We start from the raw sequence: 18,088 nt of genomic DNA on the forward strand, positions 1-18,088 counted from the left end.
CGGTATGGGAGAGATCGACGGACGACCCTGTCGGCTCACGGTCTGCCGCGGCTGCTGCTGCGGGACCAGGAAGAAGGTCCCCGGCGTCGACCACAAGGCCCAGCTGGCCCGCCTCTCCGCCATCGACGACCACGCCGGGCGGACCGTCCCCGTCCGTACGAGCAAGTGCCTGGGCATCTGCTTCCAGGCCAACGTCGTGGTCGTACAGCCCTCCCAGGCGGGCCACGCCGCCGGCGGCAGGCCCGTGTGGCTGGGGGAGATGACCGAGGAGAAGCTGCTCGACGCCCTCGACGACTGGATCTTCGACGGCGGCCCCGGCCTGGCGCCGCTGCCCGCCGTCCTGGCCGACCACGTCACCTCCAAGGACGCCAAGAAGCCCAAGAAGCGCAAGCGGCCCAAGAAGGCCAAGGCGGCCAAGAAGGAGCGCAAGAAGGCGAAGGAGCGGAAGGCCGAGAAGGCCTCCCGCCCCGCGAAGAAGGACGCCGACAAGAAGCGCCGCAAGAAGGACAAGGACAAGGCCAAGGACAGGAAGGGCGAGCGCCGCAAGAAGAAGTAGCGCCGGGCCCGCTCCCTACCGGCCCTGCGGCGCGAACTGGGTCCGGTACAGCGCCGTGTACAGGCCGCCCCGGCCCAACAGCTCCTCGTGCGTGCCCCGCTCCAGGATCCGCCCGTCCTCCAGGACCAGGATCTGGTCGGCCTCGCGCACGGTGGCCAGCCGGTGCGCGATCACCAGCGACGTGCGCCCGGTCAGCGCCTCGGCCAGCGCCTCCTGCACCGCCGCCTCCGACTCCGAGTCCAGGTGCGCGGTCGCCTCGTCCAGCACCACCACCGACGGCGAGCGCAGCAGCAGCCGGGCGATCGCCAGGCGCTGCTTCTCGCCTCCGGACAGCCGGTAGCCGCGGTCGCCCACCATCGTGTCCAGCCCGTCGGGCAGTTGGTCCAGCAGCGGGCCCAGCCGTGCCATCCGCAGTGCCTGCGCCATCTCCTCCTCGGTGGCGTCGGGCTTGGCGTAGCGCAGGTTCGCTCCCACCGTGTCGTGGAACAGCTGGGCGTCCTGGGTGACGACGCCCACCGCCTCGCGCAGCGAGTCCGAGGTCGCCTCGCGCAGGTCCAGCCCGCCGATCCGCACCGCGCCCTCGGTCGGGTCGTACAGCCGCGACACCAGGTGCGTCAGCGTCGTCTTGCCCGCGCCGGAGGGGCCCACCAGGGCCACCATCGTCCCGGGCTCGGCCCGCAGCGACACCCCGCTCAGCACCTGGGTGTCGTCGGAGGAGCGCCCCTGCGGGTTCAGCTCCAGCGAGGCCACCGACGTGTCCTCGGCGCCCGGGTAGCGGAACGACACGTTGTCGAACTCCACCCCCACGGGACCCCGCGGGATCGGCCGGGCGTCCGGGGACTCCTTGATCGCGGGCTCCAGGTCCAGGATCTCGAAGACCCGGTCGAAGGACACCAGGGCGGTCATGATCTCCACGTGCACGTTGGACAGGCTGGTCACCGGCCCGTACAGGCGGACCATCAGGGTGGTCAGGGCCACCAGTGTGCCGACCTCGAACGCGCCGCCCGCCGCCAGCACGCCGCCGACGCCGTAGACCATCGCGGTGGCCAGCGCGGTGACGGTGCCCAGCATGGTGAACAGCAGGCCGCCGTACACCGCCTGGCGCACACCCAGGTCGCGCACTCTCCCGGCCCGCCGGGCGAAGCCCTCGGACTCGTCCCGCGGGCGGCCGTACAGCTTGACCAGCATGGCCCCGCCGACGTTGAACCGCTCCGTCATCAGGGAGCTCATGTCGGCGTTGGTGTCCATCGCGTCCCGGGAGATGTGCGCCAGCCTGCGGCCGATCAGCTTGGCGGGGACGAGGAACAGCGGCACCAGCGCCAGTGCCAGCAGCGTCACCTGCCACGACAGTGCCAGCATGGTGATGATCACCGCGGTGGCGCTGACGAGGTTGGACACCACCGACTGCAGGACGGAGGTGATCGCCCGCTGGGCGCCGACCACGTCGGTGTTCAGCCGGCTGATGAGCGATCCGGTCTGCGTGCGGGTGAAGAACGCCAGCGGCATCTTCTGTACGTGGGTGAAGACCTGCGTGCGCAGCAGGTAGATGACGCCCTCGCCGATCCGGGCCGACAGCCACCGGCCGGTGAGCGAGAGTACGCCCTCCAGCAGGGCCAGGCCGCCTGCGGCGACCGCGAGGGTGACCACCAGCGAGGTGTTCCCGGGGATGATGCCCCGGTCGATGAGGGATTTGAGCAGCAGCGGGTTGGCCACCACGATGGCGGCGCCCACGGACGTCACGAGAAGGAACAGCAGTATCGCCCGCCAGTGGGGGCGGGCGTAGGAGATGATGCGACGGGTGAGGCCCCGGGGCAGTTCCTGCCCGCGGGCGCTCCCGTCGTTGACCAGGGCCCTGTAGGAGAGCCGACCGGACATCATGGTCATACAGGCCTCGATTCGCGTTACGCGTGGGTCAACAACCGCCGACGCGTGCCGCTTCCCGGGGAGCCCCTCCGGGCGCGCTCAGAGGGCGTGGGCCAGCCTGCCCAGGGCGGCGGTGGTGGAGCGGCCGGGGGTGAAGGGCAGTTCCCAGGCGAGGGCGTCCAGCGCCTCGGCGCCCAGGATCTTCGCCTGTGTGTAGCGGTCCCCGGCGGTGAAGGCCAGGGCGGCCGGGGCCAGGGGGCGCAGGACCTCGGCGTAGGCCGACCAGTCGGCGACCCCGGGGGGCCCGTCGATGACGAAGGCGCCGGTCACACAGCGCAGGGCGGCGATGGTCTCGGCACGCTCCTCGGCGGGGTTGACCGGGCGTCCGGGACCCTTCCAGGCGCGGACGCGCTCGTCGCACTCGATGCCCACGACCAGGGGCAGCCCCCGGTCGGCGATGGCCTGGAGGAAGCGGATGTGCCCGACGTGCAGGACGTCGAAGACGCCGGTGACGACGGCGGGCCGCTCCAGCCCCTCCGGCCGTTCGAACCAGCGCGCGCTCAGCGCCGTACCCGTGCCCGTGTCCGTCATCCAGTCACCCGATCCTCACAGGGGTGCCCGTGTCCGGTCTCGTCGGCGACCCCGCCCGAAAGGTCAACGTACCCGGTCGGGCCGGGTATTCCGGCGGCGGGTCCGAGCGGCGTTCGGCCCCGGGGAGGGGTCGCTCGGGGGCCCGGCCCGGGACGCGCAGAAGGCGGGGGCCGGTGCTCGCGCACCGGCCCCCGCCGTGGAAGAGCGGGCGACGAGAATCGAACTCGCATGACCAGCTTGGAAGGCTGGGGTTCTACCATTGAACTACGCCCGCGTGGCGCCGGAGCCTTCGAGTTTCCTCTAGACTCGTTGAGCCGACGGGGACAAGAGTACAGTCTCCGCAGCGTTGGTCGCACACTTTCTTTCGCGTAACGTGCGGACGGCGTGTTCGGCCCGTGCCGAGAACCCCGAGCCGCACGCGGCGAGCGGGGGACCGGTGCACGGGGTGTGGCGCAGCTTGGTTAGCGCGCATGCTTTGGGAGCATGAGGCCGCGGGTTCGAATCCCGCCACCCCGACGAAACCAACCGCGGCGGCGGCTTCAGGCCGTGCGCGGTGGCCCCCTGTGCATCTGCCCTAGACTTGGTGCGATCAGCAGGAAACTGTAAGTCCCAGCCCGTCGCAGGGCACCCCGACGCCGGAGATCGTCAGATCGGGCGGGGGTGCGCGCGTGCATTCGCCGTTGTGTGGTGCGCCTGCGGGCCGACGCGGACACCAGCCGGCAAACCTAGGAGTACCGCCCCGTGAAGACCGTTGTCGAGGAGCTGAGCCCGACCCGGGTCAAGCTGACCATCGAGGTGCCCTTCGAGGAGCTCGATCACGCTTTCGACGTGACCTACAAGTCGCTCGCGAAGCAGGTTCGGATCAAGGGCTTCCGCCCGGGCAAGGCGCCGGCGCGACTGATCGACCGCTACGTCGGTCGTGGCGCTGTGATCAGCGAAGCGGTCAACCACGCCGTTCCCGAGCTCTACAACGAGGCCATCCAGAAGGAGGAGATCTTCGCGCTCGGCCAGCCCGACGTGGAGGTCACCAAGCTGGAGGACAACGAGGAGCTCGCCTTCACGGCCGAGGTCGACATCCGCCCCAAGTTCGAGGTCTCGGACTACAAGGGGATCGAGGTGACCGTCGACAACGCCGAGGTCACCGAGGAGCAGATCGACGAGCAGCTCGGCCTCCTGCGTGAGCGCTTCTCGACCCTGGTCGGCGCCGAGCGCCCGGTCGAGGACGGCGACCACGTCTCCATCGACCTGTCCGCCGCCGTCGACGGTGAGAAGCTCGAGGACGTCGCCGTCAGCGGCTACTCCTACGAGGTCGGCACCAACACCATGCTGGAGGGCCTCGACGAGACCCTGCGCGGCATGGAGGCCGAGGGTGAGGCCACCTTCACCACCACCCTGGTGGGCGGCGAGCACGAGGGCAAGGAGGCGGACGTCACCGTCACCGTGCACAGCGTCAAGGTCAAGGAGCTGCCCGAGCTGGACGACGAGTTCGCCCAGCTGGCCAGCGAGTTCGACACCATCGACGAGCTGCGCGAGGACGTGCGCAAGCGCATGACCGAGGTGCGCCGCATCCAGCAGCTGTCCTCCGCCCGGGACAAGGCCCTGGAGAAGCTGATCGAGTCGATCGACCTGCCGCTGCCCGACGCGGTCGTCGACGAGGAGATCCAGCGCCGTCGCGAGAGCCTGGAGCAGCAGCTCGCGCAGAGCGGCCTCACCAAGGAGGCCTACCTCGAGTCGCAGGAGAAGACCGAGGAGGAGTTCGAGGAGGAGCTGACCACCGGCGCCCGCTCCGCGGTCAAGGCCGGGTTCATCCTCGACCAGCTGGCCATCCAGGAGGACCTGAGCGCCGACCAGGGCGAGCTCAGCCAGTACGTGTTCGAGCAGGCCCAGCGCATGGGCGTCAGCCCGGACCAGCTGGCCCAGCACCTGGTGCAGTCCAACCAGATCCGCGTCGCCTTCACCGAGGTCGTCCGCGGCAAGGCCATGGACCTGGTGCTGTCCTCTGCCAAGGTCACCGACGAGGACGGCAACGTCATCGAGCAGGAGACCGCCGAGGAGAAGGCGGCCAAGGCCGCCGCCGAGGCCGCCGTCGAGACCCTCGAGGTGATGGAGGAGGCCGCCCCGTCCGAGGAGGCCGCCGAGGCCCCGGCCCAGGAGAAGGCCGGGGACGAGGACACCAAGGCCGACGAGGCCAAGTAGGTCCCGCCGAGCGTTCGCGGGCCCCGCACGACCCCTCGGGGTCGGGCGGGGCCCGCCGCTTTCTCCGCCCGCCCCGCGGAACCGGCCCGGAGCGCGGGGCACGGGCCGCCCCGTGCGGCGCCGGAACACGCGTTATTCCCGCTCCCGGACGCTTTCTTGTTCGCCGTCGGGGGAACAGGGCCCGCCGGGCTTGCGTCACCCTGCGCTCAAAGCGAACAGGCACGGTATCCGTGCAACCCCGGTGCCGGTCGGCGTTAGTGTCGCTGTATCGCAACCGTTTCGATTCCGGAGCAGGTGACGAGAGTGCCGCCGATCTTTGATGAGTCCTCGCGATTCGACGCTCGTACGTCGGAGACGCAGTTTTCCCCTTTTCTTGAGCAGACGCCTCAGCGCCTGTTGCGCCAGCGAATCGTTTTCCTCGGCCAGCAGGTCGACGACGAGATCGCCAACCGACTGGTGGGCGAACTCCTGCTGCTGTCCGCCGAGGACCGCCAGCGGGACATCACGATGTACATCAACTCGCCCGGTGGTTCCGTGACCGCGGGCATGGCGATCTACGACGTGATGCAGTACATCCCCAACGACGTCCGCACCGTGGGCATCGGCATGGCCGCCTCGATGGGCCAGATGCTCCTGTGCGCCGGGTCCCCCGGCAAGCGCTACGCGCTGCCGCACACCCGGGTCATGATGCACCAGCCGTCCGGCGGCATCGGGGGCACCGCCTCCGACATCCGCATCCTCGCGGACCAGCTGCTGTACGTGAAGAAGATGTTCATCGAGAAGATCTCCGAGCACACCGGGCAGACGGTCGAGCAGATCGAGAAGGACGCCGACCGCGACCGCTGGTTCACCGCACAGGAGGCCAAGGACTACGGCTTCATCGACGAGGTCCTGGAGGGCACGCTCGATGTGACCCGGGAGCGCAGCCAGTAAGTGGTCTCCGACCGGTACCGCCGGGGCCCGGAACGGACCCGGGTCCGGCACAGTGACCCCGCCCGACCCGGCGGGCCCGGGATCGGCGTAGTGCGTGGAAGCGTGGAAGGCGTGAAATGACCGAGTTCAACCCCTTTATCGGCGGCACGGCCCCGATGTCTCCCCAGGGCCGCTACGTCCTGCCGTCCTACGTGGAGCGGACCTCGTACGGCGTCAAGGAGATGAATCCGTACAACAAGCTCTTCGAGGAGCGGATCATCTTCGTCGGCGTGCAGATCGACGACACGTCGGCGAACGACCTGATGGCGCAGCTCATCACGCTGGAGCAGCTCGACTCCGAGCGCGACATCCAGATGTACATCAACTCGCCCGGCGGGTCGTTCACGTCGCTCATGGCGATCTACGACACCATGCAGTTCGTCCGCCCGGACATCCAGACGGTGTGCATCGGCCAGGCGGCCTCCGCCGCGGCCATCCTGCTCGCGGGCGGGACCAAGGGCAAGCGGGGCGCGCTGCCCAACGCCCGCATCCTGATCCACCAGCCCGCCACCGAGGGCATGCACGGCCAGGCCAGCGACATCGAGATCCAGGCCAACGAGATCACCCGGATCCGCACCCAGCTGGAGACCACCCTGGCGCGGCACACGGGCCGCACGCCCGAGCAGGTGTCCAAGGACATCGAGCGCGACAAGATCCTCACGGCCGAGGAGGCCAAGGACTACGGCATCATCGACTTCGTGCTCCCGTACCGCAAGGCGTCCCTGAACAAGTAGACCCTGCGGGCACAGGTCGAGGAAGCGTCGACCGGACCGGCCGCCAACCCGCCCGGAAGGGCCCGGTGGTGAAGCCGGTCCGGTTTTTCGCTTAGTCTGGCGAAAGAGCGACACACGGATCGCCCGTCCGCGCGCGGCCGGGTGCGGGTCCACGGGACCGCGCACCGCCGGCACGCGACAGGCGGCCTTAGTTTCGAGGAGTGGCTGGGTGGCACGCATCGGCGACGGCGGGGACCTGCTGAAGTGCTCGTTCTGCGGCAAGAGCCAGAAGCAGGTGAAGAAGCTCATCGCCGGCCCCGGCGTCTACATCTGCGATGAGTGCATCGACCTCTGCAACGAGATCATCGAGGAGGAGCTCGCCGACTCCACCGAGCTCTCCTGGGATGCGTTGCCCAAGCCGCGGGAGATCTACGAGTTCCTGGATTCGTATGTGATCGGGCAGGACCAGGCGAAGAAGGCGTTGTCGGTGGCGGTCTACAACCACTACAAGCGGGTGCGTTCCGAGGGGGAGCGCCCGGGTGGTGAGGATGTGGAGATCGCGAAGTCGAACATTCTGCTGCTGGGTCCGACGGGGTCGGGTAAGACGTTGCTGGCGCAGACGTTGGCGCGGATTCTGAACGTGCCGTTCGCGATCGCCGATGCGACGGCGCTGACGGAGGCGGGGTATGTCGGTGAGGATGTGGAGAACATCCTGTTGAAGTTGATCCAGGCGGCCGATTACGACGTGAAGAAGGCCGAGACGGGGATCATCTACATCGACGAGGTGGACAAGGTCGCTCGTAAGAGTGAGAATCCCTCGATCACGCGGGATGTGTCGGGTGAGGGGGTGCAGCAGGCGTTGTTGAAGATCTTGGAGGGGACGACGGCGAGTGTGCCTCCGCAGGGGGGTCGTAAGCATCCGCACCAGGAGTTCATCCAGATCGATACGACGAATGTGTTGTTCATCTGTGGTGGGGCTTTCGCCGGGTTGGACAAGATCATCGAGTCGCGTACGGGGCGGCAGGGGATGGGGTTCAATGCGGTGTTGCGGTCGAAGGAGGAGCTCGCCGGGGGTGGGTTCGGTGAGGTGATGCCGGAGGATCTGTTGAAGTTCGGGATGATCCCGGAGTTCATCGGTCGGTTGCCGGTGATCACGAGTGTGCACGATCTGGATCGTGAGGCGTTGATCCGGATTCTGACGGAGCCGCGTAATGCGTTGGTGAAGCAGTATCAGCGGTTGTTCGAGTTGGACGGTGTGGGGTTGGAGTTCACGCCGGACGCGTTGGAGGCGATCGCTGAGCAGGGGATCATTCGGGGGACGGGTGCGCGTGGGTTGCGGGCGATCATCGAGGAGGTGTTGTTGTCGGTGATGTACGAGGTGCCCTCTCGTGAGGATGTGGGTCGGGTGATCATTTCGCGGGAGACGGTGATCGACAACGTGAATCCGACGATCGTGCCGCGGGCGCAGGTGGAGCCGCAGCGCCGCGAGAAGTCCGCCTGATCCTTCCGGCCGTACCGCTCCGGCGGGCGCGGCCGGGACATGGTGCGCGAAAGGACGGCGCCCTCCCCGGGGAGGGCGCCGTCCTTTCGCGTCCGGAGCCGGGCGGCCCTACCCCTCGTCCTCGAGGACGGCCTCCATCCGCTCGATCTCCGTGTTCTGCTCGGCGATGAGGTCGTTGGCCATCTTCATCACCGTCTGGTCCTTGCCGTTCTCCAGGACCTCCTCGGCCATGGTCACCGCGCCCCGGTGGTGGGCGGACATCAGCTCCACGAAGAGCCGGTCGAACTCGTCGCCCTCGGCCGCCTCCAGCCGGTCCATGTCCTCCTCGGAGACCATGCCCGGCATGTCCGCGTGGTCCACCTGGAGGTCGCAGGCGGGGACCTCGCCCTCGCCGTGGTGGGTGCCGTCCCCCTCCAGACCGCAGAAGTTCTGGTGGGCGGGGTTCTCCCGGGCCGGGCCGAAGACGTTCGTCTCCAGCCAGCTCTCCATGGCGGTGATCTCCGGCTCCTGGGCGGCGCCGATCCGCTCGGCGATACCGCCGATGCCCTCCCGCTGATGGCGCCCGGGGGCCAGGTCGGCCATCTCCAGGGCCTGGGCGTGGTGCTCGATCATCTGCACCAGGTAGACGACGTCGGCCTCGTTGTGGCCCTGTTCCTCGGCCAGGGCGGCGATCTGGTCGGCGGTGGCCGGGGACGACGACTCACCCGGCGCGCCGGGGGCGATGATGTTCGCCGACTCCTGCGGTGCCTCCTCCCCGGTGCAGGCCGAGGCTCCCAGGAGTACGAGGGCGGTTCCTGCCGCGAGTACCAGGCGACGCACTGGGTGTCCTCCAAGAAACGGGGGTGTGGGGCGGGCCCGGGGGCTGTACGTCGTCCCCGGCCGGTCCGGTCGGAGGAGAACGCTCTGCTGGGCTTTCTACTCACTCCCCAGGTGTTTTGTCCAGCCTTGGGAGCGTGTCTCCACCGTTTCGTTCATTCCGCGTGTCCTGTGCGTCCCCTCTGTCGGATCTGGGGCAAGTGAGACCCTTGCGGTGTTTCGCCTGGTCAGTGGCTTAAGAGAGGAGTACAACACAAAGTAGCTGATCTGTTGCTTTGTGTGCCGGGGGTGGGTCGTGGGCGAGATGGCCGGACGGCGGGGGAGGGCGCGCCGCGCACTCCTGCGCGGGGGCGGTGCCGCTGCGGCGGCGGCCCTGGCGGTGGTGGTCGCCGCTCCCGGAGCCGGGGCGGCCCCGGGGGAGGAGCCCGGAGAGGACCTCTCCGCCGAGGGGATGGTCCGGGTGGGCGGGCTGCCCAAGCCCGAACCGCTGGGCGCCTTCAACACCGACCTGGCGTTCACCGGCGACCACGCCATCGGCGGCAACTACGACGGGTTCGCCGTCTACGACATCTCCGACCCCGCCCGGCCCTCCGTGGTGTCGACCGTCCTGTGCCCCGGCGGCCAGGGCGACGTGTCGGTCAGCGGGGACCTGCTGTACTTCTCCGTCGACTACCCCCGCGCCGGAGAGGAGTGCGGCGCCCCGGCGGCCCCGGCCACCGACCCCGACGCGTTCGAGGGCATCCGGATCTTCGACATCTCGGACAAGGCCGACCCGCAGTACGTGGCCGCGGTCCGCACCGACTGCGGCTCGCACACCAACACGCTCGTCCCGGGCAAGGACGGCGGGCACGAGTACATCTACGTCTCCTCGTACTCGCCCTCGGAGAACTTCCCCAACTGCCGGCCGCCGCACGACAAGATCTCCGTCATCAAGGTCCCCCTCGACGACCCGGCCTCCGCCCGGGTGGCGGCCGAGCCGGTGCTGTTCCCCGACGGCGGATCCGGGTCCACCACCGGGTGCCACGACATCACGGCCTACCCCGAGCGCGGCATCGCCGCCGCGGCCTGCCTGGGCGACGGGCTGCTGCTCGACATCTCCGACCCGGTCGCGCCGCGGGTGCTGGAACGGGTCCAGGACCCGAACTTCGCCTTCTGGCATTCGGCGACGTTCACCGACGACGCCCGGCACGTGCTGTTCACCGACGAACTGGGCGGGGGGAGCGGGGCCGTCTGCACGGAGAAGGTCGGACCCGAGCGCGGGGCGAACGCGGTCTACGCGCTCAGTGGTTCCGGAGACCGATCGGAACTCGATTTCAGGAGCTACTACAAACTGCCGCGCCATCAGACCGGAACCGAGAACTGTGTGGCGCACAACGGCTCGCTCATCCCCGTCCCCGGCCAGGACTTCTTCGTCCAGGCGTGGTACCAGGGCGGAGTCTCCGTCATCGACCTGACCGACCCCGGCGCCCCCCGGGAGGTCGGCCACTTCGACCGGGGGCCGTGGGACCCGCAGGCCCTGCGCACCGCCGGTTCATGGTCGGCGTACTACTACAACGGGCACGTCTACTCGTCCGACATCCGGCACGGGATCGACGTGCTCCGGCTCACCGACCCGCGCCTGGAGCCCGCGGCGGAAGTGGTCATGGACGAGTTCAACCCCCAGTCCCAACCGTCCTTTTCCGGACAGGAAGAACATCCGTAACACGAGTGGGGCACGCGGGAAACGGGTGCGTGCGGGGGCTGCGGAACCCGGGCCGCCGCCGCCCCCGGCGCGAACCTAGGCACCGTGCGTGACGGGATCGGGCCGTGTGCACACCGTGTTAAGCAGTGTGTTTCTTTTGTTCCCCCCTATACAGATAGATGTTGAAGTGTGTACTTTTTCCCTGTTCAGCGCCGGACCGAACAGGAGCCCCCATGGCGTTCTCCCCCACACCATCCCTGTCGCCGCACCCGCGGAGATCCGCCCTGAGAAAGGGAACGGTCGCCCTCGCCGGGGCCACCGCCCTCGTGGCGTCCCTCCTCGCCCCCTCCACCGCGGCCGCCGACCAGGCCTTCGTCAGTGACGCCGACACCAGCGCCAACGTCACCCACGTCGCCAACGTCCCCAAGACCCAGACGATGAGCGACTTCAACTCCGACCTGGCGTTCACCGGTGACTACGCCATCGGCGGCAACTACAACGGGTTCGTCATCTACGACATCTCCACCCCGGAGGACCCGCAGATCGTCTCCGAGGTCCTGTGCCCCGGCGGCCAGGGCGACGTGTCGGTCAGCGGGGACCTGGTCTACTTCTCCGTCGACTACGCCCGCGCCAGCGAGGAGTGCGGCGCCCCGTCCGTGCCCACCAGCGACCCGAACGGGTTCGAGGGCATCCGGATCTTCGACATCTCGGACAAGGCCAACCCGCAGTACGTGGCCGCGGTCCGCACCGACTGCGGCTCGCACACCAACACGCTCGTCCCGGGCAAGGACGGCGAGCACGAGTACATCTACGTCTCCTCGTACTCGCCCTCGGCGAACTTCCCCAACTGCCAGCCGCCGCACGACAAGATCTCCATCATCGAGGTCCCCCTCGACGACCCGGCCTCCGCGCAGGTCATCGACGCCCCCGTGCTCTTCCCCGACGGCGGCTACACCAACACCAGCGGCTGCCACGACATCACCGTCTACCCCAAGCACGACATCGCCGCGGGCGCCTGCATGGGCGACGGGATCCTGATGGACATCTCCGACCCGGCGGCCCCGGTCGTCACCGACGTCGTCCGCGACACCAACTTCGCGTTCTGGCACTCGGCCACCTTCACCAACGACGGCAAGACGGTGATGTTCACCGACGAGCTCGGCGGCGGCGGCGGCGCGACCTGCCTGGAGAGCATCGGCTCCGAGCGCGGGGCCAACGCCATCTACACGATCGGCGGCCTCAAGAAGGGCGACCCGGAGCTGTCCTTCGAGGGCTACTACAAGATCCCGCGCATGCAGAGCAGCACCGAGAACTGCGTCGCGCACAACGGCTCCCTCATCCCGGTCCCGGGCCGCGACTTCTTCGTCCAGTCCTGGTACCAGGGCGGCGTCTCCGTCATCGACTTCAACGACCCGAAGAACCCGCAGGAGATCGGCTACTTCGACCGCGCCCCGATCAGCGAGGACCGCCTCGTGCTCGGCGGCTCCTGGTCGGCCTACTACTACAACGGCTACGTCTACTCCTCGGACATCACCCGGGGCCTGGACGTCATCAAGCTCGAGGACCCGCGCTTCCGCGTGGCGGAGCAGGTCCACATGAGCGAGTTCAACCCGCAGTCGCAGCCGGAGTACCGCCCGGGAAGGGGCAACGGCCGCTGACCGCCCCCGCAGACCGCCCCCGGTCCCAGGGCCGGGGCGGATGACGTGAGAGGGGCCGCGGCCGTACAGCCGCGGCCCCTTCGCGTGTCCCCCGACCACCCCCTAGTGCACAGGAGTCCCGATGCACGCACCGCGCAACAGGAAGGGCCTGCGCCGCACCGTCGCACTGGCCACGACCGCCGCGGCCTCCCTGCTCGTGGGTCTGCTCGGCCCGGCGACCGCGTACGCGGACGCGCCCCCGGCCGACTCGATCCACAGCTCCAACATCGAGCACGTGGCCTACGTGCCCAAGCCCTCCACCGTCCGCAACGTCAACTCCGACCTGGCGTTCACCGGCGACTACGCCATCGGCGGCAACTACGACGGCTTCGTCATCTACGACATCTCCGACCCGGAGAACACCACGGTCCTCACCGAGGTCCTGTGCCCCGGTGGCCAGGGCGACGTGTCGGTCAGCGGGGACCTGCTGTACTTCTCCGTCGACTACCCGCGCGCCGGAGAGGAGTGCGGCGCCCCCGCCACGCCCGTGAGCAACCCCGACGGGTTCGAGGGCATCCGGATCTTCGACATCTCGGACAAGGCCAACCCGCAGTACGTGGCCGCGGTCCGCACCGACTGCGGCTCGCACACCAACACCGTCGTCCCGAGCAAGGACGGCGAGAGCGACCTGGTCTACGTGTCGTCGTACTCCCCGTCGGCGAACTTCCCCAACTGCCGGCCGCCGCACGACAAGATCGCCGTCATCGAGGTCCCCCACGACGACCCGGCCTCCGCCGCGATCGTCAACGAGCCGGTCCTGTTCCCGGACGGCGGCAACCACTCCCAGCCCGGCCTGCTGCTGCCCACGCAGGGCTGCCACGACATCACCGTCTACGCCGAGTACGACATCGCGGCCGGCGCCTGCATGGGCGACGGGATCCTGATGGACATCTCCGACCCCGTGAACCCGGTCGTCACCGAGGTCGTCCAGGACCCGAACTTCGCGTTCTGGCACTCGGCGACGTTCACCAACGACGCCAAGAACGTGCTGTTCACCGACGAGCTCGGCGGCGGCGGCGCCCCGACCTGCACCGAGGAGATCGGCCCGGAGCGCGGCGCCAACGCCATCTACCGGCTCAAGAACACCAACGCCGGCCCCGAGATGGACTTCGCCAGCTACTACAAGATCGACCGGCACCAGGGCGACCAGGTCTGCGTCGCGCACAACGGCTCCCTCATCCCGGTCCCGGGCCAGGACTTCTTCGTCCAGTCCTGGTACCAGGGCGGCGTGTCCATCATGGACTTCAACAACCCGAGGAAGCCCAAGGAGATCGCCTTCTTCGACATGGACTCCCGGGTCGAGGAGGGTGTCCTGGACAACGACACCTGGTCGGCGTACTACTACAACGGCTACATCTACTCCAACGACATCAACCGCGGGCTCGACGTCCTGAAGGTCACCGACCCGCGCCTGCGGTCGGCCGAGCGCGTCACGTTCGACGAGCTCAACCCGCAGAACCAGGAGAGCTACCACCCCGGCCGCCGCTAGGCGGTGTTCTTCGAACCTCCGCTCCGCCCCGGTCCGTGTCCGGCGCCCCTAGCGGGCGGGAACCCACGGCACCGCGGAGCGGACCGGAATCCGGGAACAGGTCCCGGGCCGACGGTCCCCTCCCGGCGGGGGCGGCGCTCCGGCGCCGCCCCCGCCCCCTTTTCCCCGAGCCGGGCGGTCAGCCGAAGAGGCGGTCGGTGGGCACGTCCAGGACTTCGGTCATCCGACCGGTGAAGTAGACCGTCCCCAGCGCCAGCACCCGGTCGCCCAGGGCGGCCACCCGGGCGGGCGACAGGTCGGCGGCGTCCACCCGGCCCCAGGGCGGGGGCGGCGCGTACTCGAAGCGCAGGTGGGCCTCGGGCAGGCGCACCATGGTCACCGGCAGGTCGCCCAGCACCGTCACCGCCCCCGCGACGTCCTTGTGGTCGGGCAGGCACAGCAGCACGTGGTCCACCCCGCCCCAGGCCGCGCGCGCGTGCTCCAGCGCCGTCGCCACCCCGACCCGGTCGATCGCCGAGTCCACGATCACCTCGGCTCCGGCCGAGCCCGGCACCGGGTGCCGCGACAGCCGGGCGGGCAGCCGCAGGGTGCGCAGCACCGCGTGCAGCCGCCCCGGGTCCAGCGGGCCCCGGCCCAGGTGCTCCAGCATCCGGGCGGCCGCGGCCGTGCCCAGCACCCCCGACGCCGCCGACAGTCCCGGCGGGCGCAGGTCCGCGGGGGGCTGCGCCCCCGGGGCCTGCGGATCGGCGACCTCGGCCCGCACCCGGCCCCCCGTCGCCTCGGCCAGGGCCGCGTCCACCGCCGCGGCGACCTGCGGGGTCTGCGGCAGCCGCACCAGCGCCCGGGTGCGCTCCCCGGCCACCCGGGTCTTCTCCCGGGCTATCTCGGCCACGGTGTCCCCGAGGATCCCCACGTGTTCGGCGAACACCGCGCCCAGGGCGACCACCTCCGGGCCGATCAGCCGCAGCTCGTCGCGGTGGCCGCCCATCCCGGCCTCCAGTACGCACACGTCGGCCCCGGCGTCACGGGCGTGCAGCAGGGCGGCGATGAGGAACAGCCCGCTCGGCGCCAGGTACCCGCCCGCCCCGGCCGGGTCGGGGAGCGCGCGCCTGGCCCGGTCGATCCGCGCGCCCAGGCCGTCCAGCACGCCGTCGGAGACCGAGACCCCGTCCAGCCGCACCCGCTCCCGGTAGGAGCGGAAGCTCGGCCCGGTGGCCAGCACGGTCCGCAGCCCCGCCGAGGACAGCGCGGCCGCCGCCGTGGTGGCCGTGGTCCCCTTGCCCTTGGAGCCCACCACCCCCAGCACGGGCGGCCGGTCGTCCGCCAGGTCCAGGGCGCGCATCAGCTCCAGGGCGCGCCCCAGGCTGCGGGTCGAGCCGGGGGAGCGGCCGGACCACTCGATGAAGAAAGGGTCAAGGACGGGCATGCCCCCAGTATGGGCCCGGTCATATCCCGGTCCGGACTCCGTACCCGGAGGTCGCACGCCCGCCGGGGCGCGTACACTGGCGCGGTGTGTACACCCCGACCCCGACCTCTCAGCAGCCGTGAGTGAGGAGCGCGCCGACGCGCGCTACGCCGAAGTGACGGCGCAGATCCTCGCCCGGGCACCCGAGACCGACATCGACCCGCGCCTGGACCGCGTCCGCACACTGCTGGACCTGCTGGGCGATCCGCACCGGAACTTCCGGGTCATCCACGTCACGGGGACCAACGGCAAGACCTCCACCGCCCGCATGATCGACGCGCTCATGCGCGCCAGGGGCCTGCGCACGGGCCGCTACACCAGCCCGCACCTGCGCACCGTCCGCGAGCGCATCGTCGTCGACGGGGAGCCGATCTCCCAGGAGCGGTTCGTCGAGACCTACGACGACATCCGCCCCTACATCGAGATGGCCGACGCGACGAACGACGCACCGCTGTCGTTCTTCGAGATCCTCACGGTGATGGCCTACGCGGTCTTCGCCGACACCCCGGTCGACGTGGCCGTCGTCGAGGTGGGCATGGGCGGCCGCTGGGACGCCACCAACGTGGTCGACGGCGACGTCGCGGTGGTCACGCCCATCGGTATCGACCACACCGACTACCTGCCCGACACCGTCGAGGGCATCGCCGAGGAGAAGGCGGGCATCATCAAGCCCGACTCCGTCGCGGTCATCGCCCAGCAGCCGGTGTCCGCGGCCGAGGTCCTGCTGCGCAACGCGTCCGAGGTCGGGGCCCGGGTGGCCCGCGAGGGCCTGGAGTTCGGGGTGCTGGGACGCGAGGTCGCCGTGGGCGGCCAACAGGTCACCGTCAAGGGCCTGGCCGGCAGCTACGACTCCGTCTTCCTGCCGCTGTTCGGCGCCCACCAGGCGTCGAACGCCGCCGTGGCCGTCGCCGCGGTCGAGGCGTTCGCCGCCGCGGGCGAGGACGAGGCCGGCCTGGACCCCGCCCTCGTCGCGGAGGCCCTCGCCGGGGTCGATTCCCCCGGGCGTCTGGAGGTGGTGCGCACCAGCCCCACCGTCATCGCGGACGCCGCGCACAACCCGGCCGGAATGGCCGCGACCGTCGCCGCCGTGGAGGAGGCCTTCACCTTCTCCCGGCTGGTGGGCGTGGTCGCGATCATGGCCGACAAGGACGTCGAAGGGATCCTGGATCCCCTGGAACCGTTGCTCGACGAGATCGTCGTCACCCGCAACTCCTCTCCCCGCTCCCTCGACCCGGAGTCCCTGGCCGCCCTGGCCGCGCGGATCTTCGGCGAGGACCGCGTCCACGTGGCGCCCCGACTCGACGACGCGATCGACCTGGCCGTGGGCCGGGCCGAGGAGGACGGCGAGTTCGGCGGCGCGGGGGTGCTCGTCACCGGCTCGGTGGTCACCGCGGGCGACGCGGTCCACCTGCTGCGCGGCGCGGGGGAGTAGCGGACCGGCGCTCTCACTACGAAGGGAAATCCCACCGTGCGTGTCGTCTGCGCCGTCGTGCTGGCCTTCGAGGTCATCGTCATCGGCCTCTTCATCCCCGTGGCCGTGGCCCTGGCGGGTATGGACCCCGTCCTGGCCGGGAGCCTGTGGGGCGCCATGGCCGTCGCGGCCCTGGTACTGGCCGGCCTCCAGAAGTACCGCTGGGCCCACTACGCCGCCTGGCTGCTCCAGGCCGCGTTCCTGTTCACCTCGTTCATGCTCCCGGGGGGCATGCTGGTCGCCGTGGTCTTCGTGTCCCTGTGGGTGGCCGGTGTGATCCTGGGCCGGCGGACCGACGAGATGAAGGCCGCCCACCGGGCACGGGCCGAGGCCGAGGCCGCCAGGGAGGGCGAAGCGGCCGTCGGTGCGTCGTCGGACTCCTGAACGCGATAGTGTGACGCACGTTTCCGCGTGCACAGACGCCGTGGGCGTCGTGCCCCCGCGCGCCACGCGGAGTGCCAGTGAGGAGTTGAATCGCACGTGGAACGCACTCTCGTTCTCATCAAGCCGGACGGCGTCCGCCGCAACATCGTCGGCGAGGTCATCTCGCGCATCGAGCGCAAGGGCCTGAAGATCGTCGCGATGGAGCTGCGCACGCTCGACGCCGAGACCGCCAGGACCCACTACGAGGAGCACGCCGAGCGGCCGTTCTTCGGCTCCCTGGTGGAGTTCATCACCGGCGGCCCGCTGGTGGCCATGGTGGTCGAGGGCGAGCGCGCCGTCGAGGCCTTCCGGGCCCTGGCCGGTGCGACCGACCCGGTCACCGCCGCCCCGGGCACCATCCGCGGCGACTTCGCCCTGGAGGTGCAGCAGAACATCGTGCACGGCTCGGACTCCACCTACTCCGCCGAGCGCGAGATCAAGCTGTTCTTCCCCGACCTGGGCTGAGCCCGGTCGCGAGGACCCGTGCCGAAGGGCCGCCCCCGTGGGGGGCGGCCCTTCGCGCCGTTCCGGGGGAATCGCGCCGAACCCCGTACACGGCGGCGGGTCCGCGGTTACGCTGTGCTCTCCGCGAGACCCCCTCCGATGCGATCCGCACCTGTTCACGGCGGCGCCGCAGGTCTTTCCCGTGTCTTC

At 70.0% G+C, this 18,088-nt stretch carries 15 protein-coding genes and 2 tRNA genes; 12 read left to right on the forward strand and 5 right to left on the reverse strand.

Translation table 11 applies throughout. The annotated features are described in order from the left end of the window. Nucleotides 1-4 precede the first annotated feature (4 nt). The gene (locus tag ACSUPR_RS23225; protein ID WP_436886848.1) at nucleotides 5-556 is read left to right on the forward strand and encodes a (2Fe-2S) ferredoxin domain-containing protein; all 552 of its coding nucleotides are present in this window, start codon (nucleotides 5-7) and stop codon (nucleotides 554-556) included. Between the two features lie 15 nt (nucleotides 557-571). On the opposite strand, the gene ACSUPR_RS23230 is transcribed toward ACSUPR_RS23225, so the two are convergent. The 3 genes from ACSUPR_RS23230 to ACSUPR_RS23240 form a co-directional block, all read right to left on the reverse strand. Beyond that, complete coding sequence (locus ACSUPR_RS23230) at nucleotides 572-2,434, reverse strand: ABC transporter ATP-binding protein (RefSeq protein WP_436892107.1); 1,863 nt, start codon at nucleotides 2,432-2,434, stop codon at nucleotides 572-574. An 84-nt stretch (nucleotides 2,435-2,518) separates the two neighbouring features. Then, nucleotides 2,519-3,010, reverse strand: coding sequence for an adenylyltransferase/cytidyltransferase family protein (locus ACSUPR_RS23235; RefSeq protein ID WP_436886849.1), 492 nt, complete (start codon nucleotides 3,008-3,010; stop codon nucleotides 2,519-2,521). Nucleotides 3,011-3,213: 203 nt separating this feature from the next. Further along, nucleotides 3,214-3,284 (reverse strand) — tRNA-Gly (locus tag ACSUPR_RS23240). Nucleotides 3,285-3,451: 167 nt separating this feature from the next. Here ACSUPR_RS23240 and ACSUPR_RS23245 point away from each other — a divergent pair. From ACSUPR_RS23245 to clpX, 5 genes are all read left to right on the forward strand, one after another. Then, nucleotides 3,452-3,526: transfer RNA gene (locus ACSUPR_RS23245), tRNA-Pro, on the forward strand. Between the two features lie 225 nt (nucleotides 3,527-3,751). Beyond that, entirely contained in the window at nucleotides 3,752-5,206 is a 1,455-nt protein-coding gene (tig, locus tag ACSUPR_RS23250; RefSeq protein WP_436886850.1) for a trigger factor, read from the forward strand. Nucleotides 5,207-5,602: 396 nt separating this feature from the next. Continuing rightward, the gene (locus ACSUPR_RS23255; protein WP_436886851.1) at nucleotides 5,603-6,139 is read left to right on the forward strand and encodes a ClpP family protease; all 537 of its coding nucleotides are present in this window, start codon (nucleotides 5,603-5,605) and stop codon (nucleotides 6,137-6,139) included. Nucleotides 6,140-6,255: 116 nt separating this feature from the next. Beyond that, complete coding sequence (locus ACSUPR_RS23260; protein ID WP_220559618.1) at nucleotides 6,256-6,912, forward strand: ATP-dependent Clp protease proteolytic subunit; 657 nt, start codon at nucleotides 6,256-6,258, stop codon at nucleotides 6,910-6,912. A 208-nt stretch (nucleotides 6,913-7,120) separates the two neighbouring features. Then, nucleotides 7,121-8,392: an ATP-dependent Clp protease ATP-binding subunit ClpX gene (gene clpX, locus ACSUPR_RS23265; protein ID WP_436886852.1), complete on the forward strand. Its 1,272-nt coding sequence runs from the start codon at nucleotides 7,121-7,123 to the stop codon at nucleotides 8,390-8,392. Between the two features lie 108 nt (nucleotides 8,393-8,500). Here the strand turns inward: clpX and ACSUPR_RS23270 are convergent, their stop codons facing one another. Next, nucleotides 8,501-9,211, reverse strand: coding sequence for a DUF305 domain-containing protein (locus ACSUPR_RS23270; RefSeq protein WP_436886853.1), 711 nt, complete (start codon nucleotides 9,209-9,211; stop codon nucleotides 8,501-8,503). A gap of 301 nt (nucleotides 9,212-9,512) precedes the next feature. Between ACSUPR_RS23270 and ACSUPR_RS23275 the strand changes: the two genes are divergently transcribed. From ACSUPR_RS23275 to ACSUPR_RS23285, 3 genes are all read left to right on the forward strand, one after another. Then, complete coding sequence (locus ACSUPR_RS23275) at nucleotides 9,513-10,910, forward strand: LVIVD repeat-containing protein (RefSeq protein WP_436892108.1); 1,398 nt, start codon at nucleotides 9,513-9,515, stop codon at nucleotides 10,908-10,910. Nucleotides 10,911-11,122: 212 nt separating this feature from the next. Continuing rightward, the gene (locus ACSUPR_RS23280) at nucleotides 11,123-12,547 is read left to right on the forward strand and encodes an LVIVD repeat-containing protein (protein WP_436886854.1); all 1,425 of its coding nucleotides are present in this window, start codon (nucleotides 11,123-11,125) and stop codon (nucleotides 12,545-12,547) included. 121 nt (nucleotides 12,548-12,668) lie between these two features. Beyond that, nucleotides 12,669-14,075, forward strand: coding sequence for an LVIVD repeat-containing protein (locus ACSUPR_RS23285; protein WP_436886855.1), 1,407 nt, complete (start codon nucleotides 12,669-12,671; stop codon nucleotides 14,073-14,075). Nucleotides 14,076-14,253: 178 nt separating this feature from the next. Here ACSUPR_RS23285 and ACSUPR_RS23290 read toward each other — a convergent pair whose 3' ends face one another. After that, nucleotides 14,254-15,501, reverse strand: coding sequence for a hypothetical protein (locus ACSUPR_RS23290; protein WP_436886856.1), 1,248 nt, complete (start codon nucleotides 15,499-15,501; stop codon nucleotides 14,254-14,256). A gap of 118 nt (nucleotides 15,502-15,619) precedes the next feature. On the opposite strand from ACSUPR_RS23290, the gene ACSUPR_RS23295 reads away from it, so the two are divergent. The 3 genes from ACSUPR_RS23295 to ndk all read left to right on the forward strand — a co-directional run bounded on the left by ACSUPR_RS23295 (nucleotide 15,620) and on the right by ndk (nucleotide 17,899). Continuing rightward, nucleotides 15,620-16,972, forward strand: a complete 1,353-nt coding sequence (locus ACSUPR_RS23295) for a bifunctional folylpolyglutamate synthase/dihydrofolate synthase (protein ID WP_436886857.1) — start codon at nucleotides 15,620-15,622, stop codon at nucleotides 16,970-16,972. A 36-nt stretch (nucleotides 16,973-17,008) separates the two neighbouring features. Beyond that, nucleotides 17,009-17,395 (forward strand): DUF4233 domain-containing protein, encoded by a 387-nt coding sequence (locus tag ACSUPR_RS23300; protein ID WP_436886858.1) that lies wholly within the window; start codon nucleotides 17,009-17,011, stop codon nucleotides 17,393-17,395. A 96-nt stretch (nucleotides 17,396-17,491) separates the two neighbouring features. After that, entirely contained in the window at nucleotides 17,492-17,899 is a 408-nt protein-coding gene (gene ndk, locus ACSUPR_RS23305; RefSeq protein WP_436886859.1) for a nucleoside-diphosphate kinase, read from the forward strand. Nucleotides 17,900-18,088 lie beyond the last annotated feature (189 nt).

Origin of the sequence: Nocardiopsis dassonvillei, from assembly GCF_964273065.1 — a bacterium.
Classification (GTDB): Bacteria; Actinomycetota; Actinomycetes; order Streptosporangiales; family Streptosporangiaceae; genus Nocardiopsis; species Nocardiopsis dassonvillei_B.

Bases quoted from the DNA above. Each gene is read 5' to 3' on its own strand.
- ACSUPR_RS23290 (WP_436886856.1), bottom strand. From the start codon at position 15,501: ATGCCCGTCCTTGACCCTTTCTTCATCGAGTGGTCCGGCCGCTCCCCC.
- ACSUPR_RS23280 (WP_436886854.1), top strand. From the start codon at position 11,123: ATGGCGTTCTCCCCCACACCATCCCTGTCGCCGCACCCGCGGAGATCC.
- ACSUPR_RS23275 (WP_436892108.1), top strand. From the start codon at position 9,513: ATGGCCGGACGGCGGGGGAGGGCGCGCCGCGCACTCCTGCGCGGGGGC.
- ACSUPR_RS23225 (WP_436886848.1), top strand. From the start codon at position 5: ATGGGAGAGATCGACGGACGACCCTGTCGGCTCACGGTCTGCCGCGGC.
- ACSUPR_RS23235 (WP_436886849.1), bottom strand. From the start codon at position 3,010: ATGACGGACACGGGCACGGGTACGGCGCTGAGCGCGCGCTGGTTCGAA.
- ACSUPR_RS23285 (WP_436886855.1), top strand. From the start codon at position 12,669: ATGCACGCACCGCGCAACAGGAAGGGCCTGCGCCGCACCGTCGCACTG.
- ACSUPR_RS23260 (WP_220559618.1), top strand. From the start codon at position 6,256: ATGACCGAGTTCAACCCCTTTATCGGCGGCACGGCCCCGATGTCTCCC.
- ACSUPR_RS23230 (WP_436892107.1), bottom strand. From the start codon at position 2,434: ATGATGTCCGGTCGGCTCTCCTACAGGGCCCTGGTCAACGACGGGAGC.